We start from the raw sequence: 16155 nt of genomic DNA on the forward strand, positions 1-16155 counted from the left end.
TCGCGCCGGTCGGCGGGGTGCCTGGCGCCGGTCGGCGCGGCTCAGGCGGCGGTCAGCCGGTCGCGACGACTCGGGCGCCGTCCGCGATGTCCAGGTCCCGGACCGTCCACCCCTGTCGTTCCGCCAACTCCCGCAGATCCGCGGGGAGCGCGCCGGTGCCGAGCACCAACACTGTCGGGCCCGCACCGGAGACTGTCGCCGCCAACCCGCGTTCGCGGAGCCGGGTGACCCACTCGGTGGTGCCGACCAGCGCCGGTGCGCGGTACGACTGGTGCAGCCGGTCCTCGGTCGCGGCCAGCAGGTGTTCGGGATGAGAGGCCAGGGCGACCGACATGAGCGCGGCGCGGCTCGCGTTGAACGCCGCGTCCTCGTGCGGGACGGTCGCCGGCAGCAGACCTCTGGTCTGGGCGGTGGAGGACGTCTCCGACGGCACCAGCACGGTCGCCACGATCGACGGGTCGACCTCCATGCGCACGGCCCGGTAGCGGACGCCGTCGGTCGACCGCTCGGTCCACGAGACCACGACGCCACCCAGGACACTCGCGGCGGCGTTGTCCGGGTGGCCCTCGAACTCACTCGCCAGCTGCACGAGGTGGTCGGTGGACAGCGCCCCGTCCATCAGCCCGTTCGCCGCCACCAGTCCCCCGACCGCGGCCGAGGCCGACGATCCGAGACCGCGCGAGTGCGGGATCGAGTTGGTGCACGAGATCCGTACGCCCGGCGCACCCACACCGCCCGCCCGGAGCCCCGCCTCGACGGCCTTGGCCACCAGGTGGGAGGCGTCCTCGGGCACCTGGCCCGCACCCTCCCCCGAGACCTCGAGCTCGAGACCCGAGGCGATGACGGTCACCGAGATGGTGTCGTACAGGCCGAGCGCGACACCGAGCGCGTCGAACCCGGGCCCGAGGTTCGCGCTCGAGGCGGGGACCTCGATCGTCACCGTCCGGCCGACGGGCAGGATGCGCCCGCCCGAGCTGCCGAAGACCTCCGGGCCGGAACCGTCCACGTCGCTCACTGCAGACCGAGGGCGCCGGCCACCGCGGAGGGATCGACCGGCACGGGCTCGACCTCCGGCACGCCCAGCAGCGCCGTGTCCGGGTCTTTGAGACCGTTCCCGGTCACCGTGCACACGATGGTCTGGCCGGCCTGAAGCTCGCCGTTCGCGTGGGCGTCGAGCAGGCCCGCCACGGACGCGGCCGACGCGGGCTCGACGTACACGCCGTCCTTGCCGGCGACCGTGCGGTACGCCTCGAGGATCTGCTCGTCCGTGCGCTTGCGGAACGTGCCGCCGGACTCGTCCCGCGCCGCCACGGCCCCGTCCCACGATGCCGGGGCGCCGATCCGGATGGCGGTGGCGATCGTCTCCGGGTCCTTGACCGGTGCGCCGTCGACGAGCGGCGCCGCTCCTGCGGCCTGCACACCCATCATCCGCGGCCGGGACGAGAGGACGCCGTCGGCGTGGTACTCGGTGTAGCCCTTCCAGTACGCGGTGATGTTGCCCGCGTTGCCGACGGGCAGGAAGTGCAGGTCGGGCGCGCGGCCGAGGACGTCGACGATCTCGAACGCCGCGGTCTTCTGCCCCTCGATACGCACCGGGTTCACCGAGTTGACGAGCCCGATCTCCGCGTAGGTCGCGGTGGTCTTGCGCGCCAGCTCGAGGCAGTCGTCGAAGTTGCCGTCGACCTGGATGATCGTCGCGCCGTGCATGACCGCCTGGGCGAGCTTGCCGGCGGCGATCTTGCCCTGCGGGATGAGCACCGCACATCCCATGCCGGCCCGGGTGGCGTACGCCGCCGCGGACGCCGACGTGTTACCCGTCGACGCGCACAGCACGGCCTTCTGGCCCCGCGCCTTCGCGTCCGTGACCGCCATGGTCATGCCGCGGTCCTTGAACGAGCCGGTCGGGTTGAGACCCTCGACCTTGAGGTACACCTCGCACCCGGTCACCGCGGACAGATGGGTGGCGTGGATGAGCGGGGTACCGCCCTCGTACAGCGTCACCGGCTCCCAGTCGGACCCGATCGGCAGGCGATCGCGGTATGCCTCGATGAGGCCGGGCCACCGGCGGTGCACGGGCTGGTGGGTGTTGCTCATTCGGTGTCCACTCCCTCGAGACGGATGACGCTGGTGATGGCGGTGACCGCGTCCTGGTCCGACAGCGCGGCGACGGTGTCCGCCAGAGCGCGCTCGGTGGCCAGGTGGGTCAGGACGGTGATCTCGGCGGTCGGCTCGACGTCCTCGGCCTCGGCGTCGGGCACCTCGACCTCGGTCTGGCGGACCTGGGCGATCGAGACGCCGTGGGTGGAGAACTCCGTGGCCACCTGGGCGAGCACCCCCGGCTTGTCCGCGACCCGCATGCGCACGTGGTACCTGGTCGAGATCTCGTCCATGTTCGCCACCGGCAGGGCGGCGTACGTCGACTCGCCGGGCGCGCGGCCCGCGCCGGCCTTGTTGCGTGCGGCCGCGACCATGTCACCGAGCACGGCGGAGGCCGTGGGCGCGCCGCCCGCGCCCTGACCGTAGAACATGAGGCGGCCGGCCGCCTGGGCCTCCACCACGACCGCGTTGAACGCGCCGTTGACCGCCGCCAGCGGGTGGCTGTTCGGCAGCAGGGCCGGGTACACGCGCGCCGAGACCGCCTCCGAGCCGTCGCTCTGACGCAGCTTCTCGCAGATCGCCAGCAACTTGATGGTGCAGTCCATGTCACGCGCGGACTCGAAGTCGTCGGGCGAGATGCGCGAGATGCCCTCGCGGTAGACGTCGCCGGCGGTCACGCGGCTGTGGAACGCGATCGAGGCGAGGATGGCGGCCTTGGCCGCGGCGTCATAGCCCTCGACGTCCGCCGTCGGGTCGGCCTCCGCGTAGCCCAGCCGGGAGGCCTCGGCGAGCGTCTCCGAGTAGTCCGCGCCGGTCGAGCCCATCTCCGACAGGATGTAGTTGGTGGTGCCGTTGACGATGCCCACCACGCGCTCGACCTGGTCGCCGGCCATCGACCGACGCAGGGGTCCGATGACGGGGATCGCGCCGGCGACGGCCGCCTCGAAGTACAGGTCGGTGTGCGTCGAGTCCGCCGCCTCGGCCAGCTCGTCGGTGTACTCGGCGAGCAGCGCCTTGTTCGCGGTCACCACGGCCTTGCCGTGACGCAGCGCCTCGAGCAGGAGTGGGCGTGGGAGGTCGATGCCCCCCATGAGCTCGACGACGATGTCGACGTCCTCGCGCGAGACGAGCGCGGCCGGGTCGGCGGTGAGCAGATCCGGGTCCAGCCCGCGGTCCCTGGTCAGGTCGCGGACGGCGACGCCGCGCAGGACCAGGGGCGCCCCGATGCGGGCGGCCAGCGCCTCGGCGTTCTCGGTCATATAGCGGATGACCTCGGTTCCGACGGTGCCCATCCCGAGCACCGCCACTCCCACGGGTCGCACGCCCGACGCGGTTACGTCGCTCACTGTCCCACCTCCAGGCTCGTCAGATCGTCCAGGGTCTCACGGCGCAGCAGCAGTCGTGCCCGCCCGTCGCGCACCGCGACCACCGCGGGTCGCCCGATCAGGTTGTAGCGGCTCGACATGGAGTAGCAGTACGCGCCGGTGGCCGCGACGGCCACCAGGTCGCCGGGGCCGGCGTCCTCCGGCATCCACAGGTCGCGGACCACCACGTCCCCGCTCTCGCAGTGCTTACCCACGAGCCGGGACACGACCGGCTCGGCACCCGAGGCGCGTCCCACGAGCCGGGCGTCGTAGACGGCGTCGTAGAGGGCCGTACGGATGTTGTCGCTCATGCCGCCGTCGACGCTGATGTACCGCCTCTGCTCGCCCCCGGCGAGATCGACGTCCTTGACCACACCGACCTCGTACACGGTGACCGTACCGGGACCGGCGATGGCGCGGCCGGGCTCGACGACCAGGGTCGGCGGCGTCAGCCCCGCGTCACGCGCGAAGCCCTCGACGATCTCTCGGAGGGAGGCCGCGAGCCGGTCCACCGGAGGCGGATCGTCCGAGGGGACGTAGCTGATGCCCAGCCCGCCACCGAGGTCGAGGTGGTCGAGCTGTGCCGTGCGTTCCGTGCCGAACTCGTCGACGATGTCGCGCAGGAGTCCGATGACCCGGCGGGCCGCGAGTTCGAAGCCGTCGATGTCGAAGATCTGCGAGCCGATGTGGCTGTGCAGGCCGGTGAGCCGGATGTGCGACGCGGCGAAGACGGCCCGGACCGCCTCCATCGCCGCGCCACCGGCGAGAGAGAAACCGAACTTCTGGTCCTCGTGCGCGGTGGCGATGAACTCGTGGGTGTGGGCCTCCACACCGACGGTGACGCGAATGAACACGTCCTGGACCACGCCCTCCTCGCGGGCGATCCGGTCCAGCAGCTCGATCTCCGACATCGCGTCGATCACCACGTGGGCGACGCCGCTGCGCACGGCGAACCGCAGCTCGTCGGCCGACTTGTTGTTGCCGTGCACGGTGATCCGCTCCGGCGGGAAGTCCGCCCGCAGGGCGATGGCCAGCTCACCCCCCGAGGCGACGTCGAGACTGAGCCCTTCGTCGGCGACCCAGCGGGCCGTCTCGGTGGTGAGGAATGCCTTGGACGCGTAGTGCACGCGCTCCGCTCCCCCGAACGCGTCGGCCATCTCGCGGCAGCGCGACCGGAAGTCGTCCTCGTCGATCACGAACAACGGCGTCCCGAACTCGGCGGCGAGGGCGGTCACCGGCACGCCGGCGATCTCGACGACGCCGTCGTCGCGCCGACGGGCGCCCCGCGGCCAGACCGACGGGGCCAGCGCCATGAGGTCGTCGGCGTCGGCGGGCCGCTCGGCGATACCGGGGGCGTGCGGGACCTCGTGCCGGGTGCCCGCGGGATGCGCGCTCACATCCGCTCCGGGGCGGTGACGCCGATGAGGCGGAGGCCGTTGGCCAGCGTCTGCCGGGTCGCCGAGCTCAGCGCGAGCCGGGCCGCGTGCAGGGGCCCGGGCTCCTCGTCGCCCATCGGCAGGACCCGGCAGGTGTCGTAGAAGCGGTGGTAGGCGCCGGCCAGTTCCTCGAGGTACCTCGCGACGCGGTGCGGCTCGCGCAGGTCCGCGGCGCTGGCGACGACCCGGGGGAACTCGCCGATGGTGCGGATGAGGGCACCCTCGCGGTCCTCGACGAGCAGTGCCAGGTCCGCGCCCTCCGTGGTGACCCCGAGGTCGGCCGCGTTGCGCGCGAGGGAGCAGAGACGCGCGTGTGCGTACTGCACGTAGAAGACCGGGTTGTCGTTGGTCGCCGACGTCCACAGCTTCAGGTCGATGTCCATGGTCTGGTCGACCGAGGACCGGATCAGCGCATAGCGCGCGGCGTCGACACCGATCGCGTCCACGAGGTCGTCGAGGGTGATGACCGTGCCCGCCCGCTTGCTCATCTTCACCGGCTCGCCGTCGCGCACGAGGTTGACCATCTGGCCGATGAGCACCTCGATGCTCGCCGGGTCGTCGCCCAGCGCCGCGGCGGCCGCCTTGAGCCGCGCGATATACCCGTGGTGGTCGGCGCCGAGCATGTAGATGCACAGGTCGAATCCACGCTCGCGCTTGTCGAGGAAGTAGGCGATGTCGCCGGCGATGTAGGCGGCGTCGCCGTCGGACTTGAGGACGACACGGTCCTTGTCGTCCCCGAATGCGGTGGAACGCAGCCACCACGCACCCTCGGACTCGTACAGGTTGCCGTTTCCCTTGAGCGTCTCGATCGCCCGGTCAACGGCGCCCGAGGTGAACATGGAGTTCTCGTGCGTGTAGACGTCGAAGACGGTCCCGAACTCGGCGAGCGAGTCTTTGATGTGGGAGAACATCAGGTCGACCCCGGCCGCGCGGAACGTCTCCAGCGCCTCGTCCTCCGGCGTGTCGAGAACGCCGGGATGCGCGGTCATCACCTGTGCGGCGATGTCCTGGATGTAGGCCCCGGCGTACCCGTCCTCCGGGGTCTCCTCGCCACGTGCAGCAGCGGCCAGTGAGCGGCTGAACCGGTCGATCTGGGCACCGTGGTCGTTGAAGTAGTACTCACGCGTGACCTCGGCCCCCGAAGCCTCCAGGACGCGGCCGAGCGCGTCACCGACTGCCGCCCACCGGGTGCCGCCCAGGTGGATGGGTCCGGTGGGGTTCGCGGAGACGAACTCGAGATTGACCCGTCGGCCGGCCATCGCGTCGCCGTAGCCGTACCGCTTCCCCTTCTCGAGCACGGTCGCGACGAGCGAGCCCTGGGCGCCGGAGTCGAGCCGGATGTTGAGGAAGCCGGGACCGGCGATCTCCGCCGACGCGATGCCCGGGTCCTGCGCCAACGCGTCCGCGAGCGCCTGTGCGAGGTCCCGCGGCGCCGACCCGATCTTCTTGGCCAGCTGCAGCGCGACGTTGGTCGCGTAGTCGCCGTGTTCGGGATTGCGCGGCCGCTCGACGGTCACCGTCTCCGGGACGACCGACGTGTTGGCGCCGCGCTCGGTGAGAACGGCGATGAGGGCGGCGCGGATGACGGCGGCGAGGTCGGCGGGAGTCACGTCTTCCCATCCTAGATGTCGGCACGTCGAGCCGGGAATCGGAGCCCGCGGGCGCACCGGCCGCCCGTGCCGGCGGGCACCCGATGCGGTGTCCGCCCGGGCCCGGTGCTACGATCAGTCTCGCTGTTCGACCGGTTCCGCCACGCGGGGCCTCGGCACAGCCTCCGGCCCCTGCGGGCCGGTATCCCGCCCTCGTAGCTCAGGGGATAGAGCGTTGGTTTCCGGTACCAAAGGTCAGGGGTTCGATTCCCTTCGGGGGCACGACAGAAGCCCTCTCCCGCCTGCAGAGTCGCAGGGCAGGGAGAGGGCTTTCTTCTGTCCACGGCGGGGTACCGGGAGCAACGCGGCATGACGATCAGCGTGCGGCCACGAGCAGCATGAGACGACCCGCAGTGCATCGCGTGGTCACATCCGCTCACGTTTCGCCCAGGTGGGTGCGCAGAATCTCTGCGTGTGCGACCACTCGTCGGGCGGGTGGTCGGCACAGGCGCGGGCCCTTGCGCCGGTCGGATGGCGGTCAGCGGCGGGCCGGGTCAGTCAGCGCACAGCCGGGGGGTCACCGCGGCAGGGTGATGCCGTCGACCTTCCCGACGCGGTTCACGACCCGCTCGAAGATGTCGGTGAGGATTCCGACCTCCTCGGGAGTGAGCTCGTCGATAAAGAGCTCGCGGACCTTCTCCACGTGCTTGGGGGCCACGGCGGCGATCGCCTCGGCGCCCGCATCGGTCAGGGTGACGACGGTGCCGCGGCCGTCCTCGGGGCACTCGCCCTTGGCGACCAGGCCGCGCCCCTCCATACGACGGACCTGGTGGGAGACCCGGCTGCGGTCCCAGCCCAGCGCCGCGCCCAGTTCGCGCGCACGCAGGCCCTGCTCGCTGCCCTCACTGAGGCTCACGAGCACCGAGTAGTCGGACTGGGACATCGAGGCGTCACGCTGGAGCTGCCGTTCCATCGCGAGCTCGAGCAATTGATTGACGTCGCGGTACCGCCGCCACATGCGCTGCTCGTCGTCGCTCAACCAGCGTGTTTGACTCATGTGACTATTACAGCACGGCATTCCTTCGCCGAGTGTCCAGGCTCTCCCCCGCAACCCGCACTCGATCGGTCCGCGGTCATCGGGCGGACGCGCCCGATCGCTGCATCACGTGGGTGCGGACGCCGCCGATGCCGGCGAAGCGCGCCCGGTCGCACGTGAGCACGATCACCTGCGAGGTCGCCGCGGCTGCGGCGATGACCGCACCCATGGTGAGCCTGCGCGACGGGTCGGTGTAACCCATGGTGTCGTCGAGGAACACCGGGACGCCGTCGTCCCCGACGAGACGCGCACACGCGATACGGACGATGACCGCAAGCTGCTCCCGCGCACCCCCTGACAGGGACTCGTAGTCCACCGTGACGTCGCCGATCCGCCGGGACAGGATCGTCAGGTCCTCGCCGAGGCGGACGTCGAAGTCGCGCCCGTAGACGAGCGACCCGAGTTCGACGACTGCGCGGTGGAACGGCTCCTGGTAGGCGAGCAACGCCTCTGACCGCCGAGCGACGAGTGTGCGGTGGAGCAGGTCCGCCGCGCGGGCGCGACGCCACAGTGCGGCGTTCTCCCGCTCCGCCGAGTCGAGTTCGCGCTCCGCCGTGGCGACCGCCTCGAGCCGTCCCTGGTCGCCGATCGCGTTGACCCGACCGAGTGCCGTGGCCACCGCCGCGGCGGAGTCGCGTTCCTCCGCCGCGAGCGTGGCGAGTGAGGCCCGCGCGTTGTCGAGCAGGTCCGGCGGCGCATCGGCGAGCGCGTCCTCGAGCGCGGCCCTGGCCTGCTGCGCCTTCTCCCGCGCCGCCTGTGCGTGCGCGCGTGTCTCCGCCTCGGCCTCCTCCAGGTCGCGGTCCGAGACCGCCTCCCTCGCGGCGCTGAGCGCGTCCCTGCACTCACCCAGGCGTCCGGCCGCCTCGGCGGCCAACGCCGCCTTGGTCGCGTGCTCGGTCTTGAGGGTCGCGGCCTCGACATCCGCGGCGCGGTCGTCGGCCCGGCATCGTGCGAGCGCCTGCTCCGCGTCCGCGGCCTCCTCCGCCGGGTCCCCGGCCCCGTCGGCGTCGGCCGCCGTCGACCCGCCGCCCTCCTCGGCCGCCGGCTCCAGCGCGTCGGCCAGCAGAGCCCGCAGGTCGGCCCGCCGGTCCTCGAGATCCTCCGGTGTGTCGGCGCCGAGCAGGTCCGCCCGACGGCGCCTCAGGGCGGCGACCTCGGCCCGGAGGCCTTCAGCGCGACGTGCCCGCAGATCCGCCTCCTCGACGGAGTCGACGCCGAGGTCGGCGAGGAGCCGGTCCCGTTCGGCGCGTGCGGCGTTCTCCTCCCGCCTGACCGCCTCCGTGTCGCCCGCGGGGACGACCGTGAGGGAGACCGTGCCCACCTCGAAGACCGTCTCCTCGACGATGTCGCGGGTCCACCCCGTCCCCGCATCGAGGCGCTCCCCGGCCACGCGGACGTCGCCCTCACCGGCGATCTCCACCCTGGGCGCGCTGGCCGCACTCCGGGCGACGGCCTGCCGGAGCGCGTCCTCGGCGCGGCGGCAGGCCTCGACGGCGCCGTCGGGAACCGCGTTCGCGGCGAGGTCGGCCTCCTTGCCCCGCAATTCCTCGCCGAGCGTCTTTAGCGTCCGCAGCAGGCGCTCTATCCCCTCCAGATCAGCGCGCCTCCGCGCCCGTTCCTCATCCGCCCGGACGGCGTCGAGACGGGCCCGGGCGGATGAGACGCGTTCCTCGGCGGCCTCCAGTTCGGCGCGGGTGCGGTCGGCCCGGGCCTGCGCCGGCGCCATCCGCTCGGCGGCCGCTGCCGCGGCCGCCGACAGGTCGTCGTGCCGGCGTTGCTCGTCCTCGGTCCTCGCGACGAGTGCCCGGCGCTCCCGCAGCGCGCCGGATGCGGCGTCGTGTGCGGCCACGGCGCGGTCGAGTTCGGCGTCGGCGGCCGCGCGGGCACGGCGCAGCTCGTCCGCCACGCGGCCCGCGGCCTCAAGTCTGTCGACCTCCGCGCGGAGCGCGGTCAGGGACTCCTGCCGCGCCCGGTGGACCGACGCCTGCGCCTCGTGGTCGGACACCGCGGCGTCGAGCTCGGCGTGGCGTGCCCGCGCCTCGGACAGGGCGGACCGGGCCTCGGCGAGCCGTGTCTCCGAGCGCGCGAGCTCGCCCGTCGGCTCGCCCCGGCGGGCCGTCAGGTAGCGGTTGCGTTCCTCCGCGACGCGGTCCATCAGAGAGTCGTCACCGGTGGGGTCCTCGCCGCCCGCGGCGGCGTCCAGGGCGCGGCGTAGAGAGCCCATCCCCTTGGCCGCGTCCACTTGACCCACCGGTTCGTCCTGCGCGATCCGCAGTGCCTTCCACAGCGACCGGTCCACCTGGCGGTCCAGCAGGTCGCGGACGTGGTCATGGGCGTCGTCGCCGCTCAGCGCCGACCGCGTCGAACCCGGGAACTCGAGTGACGTCCGCTTGCCGCGGACGAACTCCTTGCGGTACCGCATCCGCTGCCCGTCGACCGTGAACTCGGCCTCCACCACCACGGGCACGTCCCTGCCCACGGGACTCGCGGCCTTGATCTCCGCACGGCCGGACGAGGCCTTGTGCTCGAGGAGCATCTCGAGGGCGTCCATGAGGCTGGTCTTGCCCGATTCGTTGGGTCCCTCGATCACCAGGACGCCGCGCGGTTCCAGATCGACCTCCTCGCGGACCACCCCGCGGAAGTCCTCGAGCATGAGTCGGTGCAGGATCATCGCGTCCCTCCGTCGACGAGTCGATACAGCAGACTGAGGGCGTGGCCCGCGTCCTCGGCCTCGGCCCCACCGGTCCCGGCCATCGCGACGAGGTCCGCGACCGCGCGGCCCGCGTACCCGTCGACCAGGTCCGTGAAGTCGGCGTCCTCGGCCCGCACGACCAGATGGGTCCGGGATTGTCGCAGGTAGGCGGCGGCGAACAGCGCGTCCCACGTTTCCAGCTGGTCGTCGATCCGTGCCCGGAGAGCGACTCCGACGGTGCCCGTGAGCCCGAGTTTGAGCACCGTCCGCGGCTTGTCGTCCACCTCCTCGATCCGCTCCGCGAGGGCGTCGAGATCGGCGTCCGTGTCGATCCGGGCGTCGATCGCGCGGAACGACCACCGGCCCGTCCGCAGCGGCGTGACCGCGCAGGCGCCCCGCTGCGACGGGGACGCGGCCCGGGACAGCTCGACGAGCAGGGCGTGGCCCGAGTCGCTCTCCACATCGTCGAAGTCGGTGGTCTCCGGGCTGCCCGAGAACCAGATCCGCTCCCCGGAGCCCACCCGGGTCACCGAATGCCGGTCGCCGAGCGCGACGTAGTCCAGCCGACCCGACCCGATGGCCTCTTCCAGCGAGGCGACCGCGATCGCCTCCACCGACGGCGAGTGACCACCGTAGATCTCGTCCGTCCCCCCGTGGGCGACCAGGACACGCAGACCGTCCGTCGGCTCCAGGGAGTCCAACAACGCCGGCAGCCGCGAGGGATCCGGCCGCTTGGACGTCCACGGGACGCCCACGACCTCGACGCCGGGCACGACCTCGACCGGCCCGGTGCCGTCGAGCACGACGACGCCGCCGCCCTCGACCGCCGGCGCGAAGTCCCTGCACCGGAACACCGACGACACGTCCAGCGGATCGTGGTTGCCGGGCAGCACCAGCACCGGCACCGGGAACGCCGCCAGGGCCTCGACCGCGCGCAGGACGACCGACCGCGGCACCGCGTTGTCCTCGAAGGCGTCGCCGGCCACCACGATGAACTGCGCCCCGTGTTCGGTCGCGAGCGTGCCGAGCGCCTCCACGGCGGCCAGCCGGTCGGCCGTGTAGACGGCCTGCGACTCGTCTCCGAGGAACCGCCGGGTCATGCCGAGCTGCCAGTCGGCGGAGTGCAGGAATCGGATCGTCTCGCCGTCCCGTGGGGTGGTCATGGCCGCATCGTAGGACGCGGGTCCGACACGACGGTCGGCGCGGGCCCGCTCATCGCGGTCGGTACCGGCCGAACGCGTCGAGGAAGTCCTCCAGATCGGCCACGACCCGCAGCTGCTCGAGGGGGTCGTTCGTCGTCGCGGCGGCCAGTCTGCGGGTGACGGGCGCGTCCAGGAGGTCCTCGAGTCCGGCCGGCTGCGGGGACGGCACCGTCGGCAGGACCGGCTCGGTCCCCCACAGCGCCTCCTCGAGGTCGACGGACACCTCGTCGTCGTCCCCTCCCCTCAGGACGGCGCCGAGGTGCTCGGCGCTCAGGCCACGCAGCGCGAACATGACGTCCGGCCTGGCGTCCCACCACTCGACCATGATGTACGCGGCCGCCAACACGTGCAGGCACGGCCCCGGCTGGACGGGACACCGGCAGGAGTAGGAGGTGTCGCCGTGGACCGCCGGGAGGAGGAGGAACCCGACGGTGTCGGAGAAGTTCCCCGCGAGCGCGCCGAGCACCCCGCCCTCCTCGCGTCTCAGGGCGGTGCGGAGGGCGTCCGAGTCGGCGGCGTCGAGGGGGGCGAAGGTGAACTCGACGGTGAACGGCTCGGGTCGGCTGCCGTCGACGTCGCAGCGCACGGACCTGCCCGCGTGCTCCAGCGAGAGCACCCTGTCGGCGCGCGCGGCCTTGCGCGCGAGGTACGCCTCGCCGCGCGTGACCCCGGACTCGAGGTCGCTCGTCCACCGCCGGCCCCACATGTGCCCGCCGAACGCGCCGGCGCGCGCCCTCGCGCGGATACCCTTACCGCCGCTCATTCCTCGTCCCGCCCCTCGTCGGTGAGCTCCACCAGCGCGGCGAGATCGGCGTCGGCGAGTTCCGTCAGGGCGCCCGCGAGCGGGCCCAACGTGAGCTCGGCGAGGTCCCGCTTGGCCTCGAGCAGTTCGTCGATGCGGTCCTCGACCGTCCCCGGGGCGACGAGGGTGCGCACCTGGACCTGCCGTGTCTGACCGATCCGGTGCACGCGGTCGGTCGCCTGGTTCTCCACCGCCGGGTTCCACCACCGGTCCAGGTGCACGACGTGATTGGCCTCCGTCAGCGTCAGGCCCGTCCCACCCGCGCGCAGCGACGCCAGCATCACCGGCGGCCCCTGCGCGCTCTGAAACTCCTCGACCATCTGCGCTCGACCGGCCGCCGTGACGCCACCGTGGAGGAACGGCACGGAGCTGGCCGCCCGCCGCTCGAGCAGGGGCAGGATGAGGTCCCCGAACGCGCGGTACTGCGTGAACAGGAGGACCTTCTCGCCCGCGTCCAGAATCTCCGTGAGGACCTCGTCGAGCGCGGCGAGCTTTCCGGAGCGATGGCGGCCACCGCGCAGAAGCGCGGACCCGTCGCCGAGGTAGTGGGCGGGGTGGTTGCACACCTGCTTGAGCGCGGTGAGCCCGGCGAGAATCGCCCCCTTGCGTGCGGTCCCCTCCGACTCCTTGACCTGCTCCATCATGTCCTCGACGACCGCCTGGTACAGGGTCGCCTGCTCGCGGGTCAGTGGGGCGTCGACCCTGATGTGCTGCTTGTCCGGCAGGTCGGCGACCACCCTGGGATCCGATTTGAGGCGGCGCAGCACGAACGGCGCGGCCAGGGCCCGCAGCCGCGACGCCGCGGCCTCGTCGCGGTGCGATTCGATGGGCACCGCGAAGCGCGCGCGGAACGTGCTCGCCGACCCGAGCAGACCCGGGTTGGCGAAGTCGAGTACCGCCCGCAGCTCGTCCAGCCGGTTCTCGACCGGCGTGCCCGTGAGGGCGATCCGGTGCTCCGCCGGGATCGAGACGATCGCGCGGGCGACCGAGGTGGAGGGGTTCTTGATTGTCTGGGCCTCGTCGGCGACGAGTCGGCGCCACGGCACCGCGGCGAGGAGCTCGGCGTCACGCGAGGCGGTGCCGTACGACGTGAGGACGAGGTCGGCGGCGCCGAGCAGCCCGGCCGCGTCGTCGCCCCGCTCACGGGAGGGGCCGTGGTGTACGTACACCGTCAGATCCGGGGCGAAGGTCGCGGCCTCGCGCGTCCAGGTGGCGACCAGGGTGAGCGGCGCCACCACGAGGGTGGGACCGAGCACGCCGCGGGCGTGCTCGGAGGCGGTGAGAGCGAGGACCTGCATGGTCTTGCCGAGCCCCATGTCGTCGGCCAGGACGGCGCCGACGTCCGCGCGGGCCAGCGCCGTCAGCCAGCGCACGCCCTCGATCTGGTAGTGACGCAGGGTGGCGCGGAACCACGCCGGGAGGTCGACGGGGATCGACGACGACGAGGGGATCCAGTCGAGGGTCGTGGGCGCCTCGATCTCGACGCCCTCCGCCTCCTCGGACATCATCGCGGCGGCGAGGGCCGGTGCGGTGACCCGCCCGCCACGCCTGGCCGCGAGGAAGCGGGCCGCGCGCCGGAGGGCTCCCGGGTCCGCACGGACCCACTGACCGCGGAGCCGGACGAGGTCCGAGGCGGCGTCCAGGAGCATCCGGACCTCGGTGGCGTCGAGGGGGACGTCGTCGACGACCATCTCCCAGTTGACGTCCGCCAGCTGGTCCAGTCCCAGGCGGCGACCGGAGTCGACGTTCTCCGTGCCGGGTTCCGCGACGGTGACACGCACGGCGGTGCGCACCCTTGTCCACGCCCGGGGCAGGAGCACCTCGACGCCCCGCCCCCGCAGCGCCTCGACCCCCTCGTCGACGAGCTGCACCACCAGCTCGGTCGGCAGCAGGAGGTCCGGGCTGCCGGCCGCCGGTACGGCGCGGCCCAGGGGCGGCCAGCAGCGCACCGCCCGGTCGACGACATCGCGCACGGCGTCGCCGACCGCGGTCGTGTCCGGCAGGTCGGAGAACGGGCGCAGTGTGTCCGTACCCGTGCGCACCAGGACCTCCAGCCGCCACAGGACCTCCGCGTCGGCGGCGGCACCGGTCGGGTCGTCCCCGTGGGCACCCGCACCGAGGTCGGCGGCCCGCCCGGTATCGCCGACGCCGTCCCGGTCGGCGTCCGCCTCCCCGGACGGCTCCACTACGCGGAACACCACCTCGACGTCGCGCGCCGCCGCCGCGCGACCGAACTCCCCGATCGCCTCGGCCAGCGCGTGACCTCCCGAGGTCACCTCTCCCCCGACGATCAGGGCCATGCCCAGTACGCTGCGCCGGTCGGCGGCCAGCGGCGCGAGGGCCATCCGGGCGTGCTGATCCGCCAGCGCCGCGAGCAGCCGGTCGAGATCCTCGCGGTCCGACACCAAACCGTGGCACCGGCTCAGACTCTCCGCCGCCCACGCCGACACCACGGGTGAGGCCGCGAGGGTCCACGAGGCGTGCCACGCGCCGTCCGACCGCGCCATCGTCGGAACGACGTGTCCGGCGCGGACGAAGGCCGCCACACCGGCAGAGAGCGCCGCGAGCGCCCGCAGTCCCGGGCCGACCCAGTGGTCGGCGACGTCCGCCATCCCGCACAGGTCCACCGCCGAGGCCACCGAGACGCGGATCCCCGGAACGGTCGCCGCGCGGACCCGGCCCTCGAGGGGCACCCGTACCGCGATCCGGTGGGTGAGCGAGAAACCGTCGAGCAGCTCCACCACCTCCGGCGGGGCCCCGGCCCTCCCGACCGCGGTCACCGAGGCCGCGGGGGCGATCGAACCGGGCCGGCGCAGGCTCGTCTCGCACCACAGACCGACGACCCCTGACTGCCACACGGCGTGGAGGCGGGGGGCGGGCGTCGGGGTCACGCCCATATGTAAGCACGCCGGTCCGACACGGCTCCGTGCGCACGCCCCCGCGACGACACGCGGATCCTCCACAGGGTCGTCCGTCTCCACAGGCCGACCGCCGCCACCGCCTGCGCGGGCGGCGGGTGCCCGGGCCCGTGTCAGGATCGGTCCGTGATCCGGAGAGTGCGGCTGTGGTCGCCGGCGCGTGCGGCGGTCGGTCTCTTGTCGCCGCCGCGTCGGCGCACCACGGCGCGCGCGAGGGTGGTACCGCCCCTCGCACCGCGGGCACTGGCGCTCGCGTCGGCGGTCCTCGTGGCGGCGATCGTCGTCACCCATCTGGGTCGGCCGCCCGACTCGGCGCCCGGCAGCCCACCGAGGGAGGTGGTGCTCGCACTGCTCGAGACGGTGCGCGTGGTGGACGCCCGCGAACCGGTGCCCGGATACGACCGTGAGTGCACCGGCGCATCCGCCTGCGTGTTCGGGCCCGCCTGGAGTGACACCACCGAGGCGCCGGGGTCGGGCAACGGGTGCTCGACCCGCCACGACGTCCTGGCGCGTGACCTGCGCGGGGGGACCCCGGCGCCCGGGTCGCCGTGCGAGCGGGCCGGTGGCGTCCTCGTCGATCCGTACACCGGGCGGACCGTCGACGTGGGCGTCACCGGGCTCCGCGGGATCCACGTCGACCACGTCTACCCGCTCTCGGCGGCGTGGGACCTCGGCGCGTGGGCCTGGTCCCCGAGCCGGCGTGCCGCCTTCGCCAACGACGTCGACCACAACCTGCTGGCCGTCACCGCCGCGGTCAACACCGGCAAGAGCGATTCCACCCCGGCCGACTGGCTCCCACCGGATCCGGGCCGCCACTGCTTCTACGCCTCGCGGTACCTCACCGCGGCGACTGTCTACGGGCTACCCGTGACGAGATCGGATCACGAGGCCCTCGCCGACGCCGCCCGCCGGTGTCCGGCCGCGCGGTGAGGCGTGAGGCCGGTGTCGGCGGGAATCCG

General features: G+C 73.0%; 11 protein-coding genes and 1 tRNA gene. 2 read left to right on the forward strand and 10 right to left on the reverse strand.

The annotated features are described in order from the left end of the window. Positions 1-52: 52 nt before the first annotated feature. The 5 genes from thrB to argS are packed head-to-tail and all read right to left on the reverse strand — an operon-like array spanning position 53 to position 6507. Positions 53-1015: a homoserine kinase gene (gene thrB, locus A6035_RS09550; protein ID WP_108847597.1), complete on the reverse strand. Its 963-nt coding sequence runs from the start codon at positions 1013-1015 to the stop codon at positions 53-55. Then, positions 1012-2094, reverse strand: a complete 1083-nt coding sequence (gene thrC / locus A6035_RS09555) for a threonine synthase (RefSeq protein WP_108847598.1) — start codon at positions 2092-2094, stop codon at positions 1012-1014. The genes thrB and thrC overlap by 4 nt, the downstream gene beginning before the upstream one ends. Further along, entirely contained in the window at positions 2091-3443 is a 1353-nt protein-coding gene (locus A6035_RS09560) for a homoserine dehydrogenase (protein ID WP_108847599.1), read from the reverse strand. Before A6035_RS09560 ends, thrC begins: the two co-directional genes overlap by 4 nt. Then, positions 3440-4858 carry a diaminopimelate decarboxylase gene (gene lysA / locus A6035_RS09565; RefSeq protein WP_108847600.1) on the reverse strand — a complete coding sequence of 473 codons (1419 nt, stop codon included), beginning with the start codon at positions 4856-4858 and terminating at the stop codon, positions 3440-3442. The genes A6035_RS09560 and lysA overlap by 4 nt, the downstream gene beginning before the upstream one ends. Next, on the reverse strand, positions 4855-6507 hold the full coding sequence (gene argS / locus A6035_RS09570) for an arginine--tRNA ligase (RefSeq protein ID WP_108847601.1): 1653 nt from the start codon (positions 6505-6507) through the stop codon (positions 4855-4857). Before argS ends, lysA begins: the two co-directional genes overlap by 4 nt. A gap of 188 nt (positions 6508-6695) precedes the next feature. Here argS and A6035_RS09575 point away from each other — a divergent pair. Continuing rightward, positions 6696-6768, forward strand: a tRNA-Arg gene (locus A6035_RS09575). 295 nt (positions 6769-7063) lie between these two features. On the opposite strand, the gene A6035_RS09580 is transcribed toward A6035_RS09575, so the two are convergent. The 5 genes from A6035_RS09580 to A6035_RS09600 form a co-directional block, all read right to left on the reverse strand. Further along, a complete protein-coding gene (locus A6035_RS09580) occupies positions 7064-7543 on the reverse strand; it encodes a MarR family winged helix-turn-helix transcriptional regulator (protein WP_235026743.1) in 480 nt (159 codons plus the stop codon). A gap of 76 nt (positions 7544-7619) precedes the next feature. Next, complete coding sequence (locus A6035_RS09585; RefSeq protein WP_108847603.1) at positions 7620-10253, reverse strand: AAA family ATPase; 2634 nt, start codon at positions 10251-10253, stop codon at positions 7620-7622. Further along, positions 10250-11437 (reverse strand): metallophosphoesterase family protein, encoded by a 1188-nt coding sequence (locus A6035_RS09590; RefSeq protein WP_108847604.1) that lies wholly within the window; start codon positions 11435-11437, stop codon positions 10250-10252. The genes A6035_RS09585 and A6035_RS09590 overlap by 4 nt, the downstream gene beginning before the upstream one ends. A 49-nt stretch (positions 11438-11486) precedes the next feature. After that, positions 11487-12239, reverse strand: coding sequence for a hypothetical protein (locus A6035_RS09595; protein WP_108847605.1), 753 nt, complete (start codon positions 12237-12239; stop codon positions 11487-11489). Next, positions 12236-15169: a DEAD/DEAH box helicase gene (locus tag A6035_RS09600; RefSeq protein WP_244192404.1), complete on the reverse strand. Its 2934-nt coding sequence runs from the start codon at positions 15167-15169 to the stop codon at positions 12236-12238. The genes A6035_RS09595 and A6035_RS09600 overlap by 4 nt, the downstream gene beginning before the upstream one ends. 243 nt (positions 15170-15412) lie before the next feature. On the opposite strand from A6035_RS09600, the gene A6035_RS09605 reads away from it, so the two are divergent. Continuing rightward, entirely contained in the window at positions 15413-16126 is a 714-nt protein-coding gene (locus A6035_RS09605) for an HNH endonuclease family protein (RefSeq protein WP_108849187.1), read from the forward strand. Positions 16127-16155 lie beyond the last annotated feature (29 nt).

It is taken from the genome of Dietzia lutea (assembly GCF_003096075.1).
Lineage (GTDB): Bacteria > Actinomycetota > Actinomycetes > Mycobacteriales > Mycobacteriaceae > Dietzia > Dietzia lutea.

Coding starts and splice junctions, on each gene's coding strand:
- thrC (WP_108847598.1), bottom strand. CDS start 2,094: ATGAGCAACACCCACCAGCCCGTGCACCGCCGGTGGCCCGGCCTCATC.
- A6035_RS09580 (WP_235026743.1), bottom strand. CDS start 7,543: ATGAGTCAAACACGCTGGTTGAGCGACGACGAGCAGCGCATGTGGCGG.
- A6035_RS09585 (WP_108847603.1), bottom strand. CDS start 10,253: ATGATCCTGCACCGACTCATGCTCGAGGACTTCCGCGGGGTGGTCCGC.
- A6035_RS09590 (WP_108847604.1), bottom strand. CDS start 11,437: ATGACCACCCCACGGGACGGCGAGACGATCCGATTCCTGCACTCCGCC.
- A6035_RS09595 (WP_108847605.1), bottom strand. CDS start 12,239: ATGAGCGGCGGTAAGGGTATCCGCGCGAGGGCGCGCGCCGGCGCGTTC.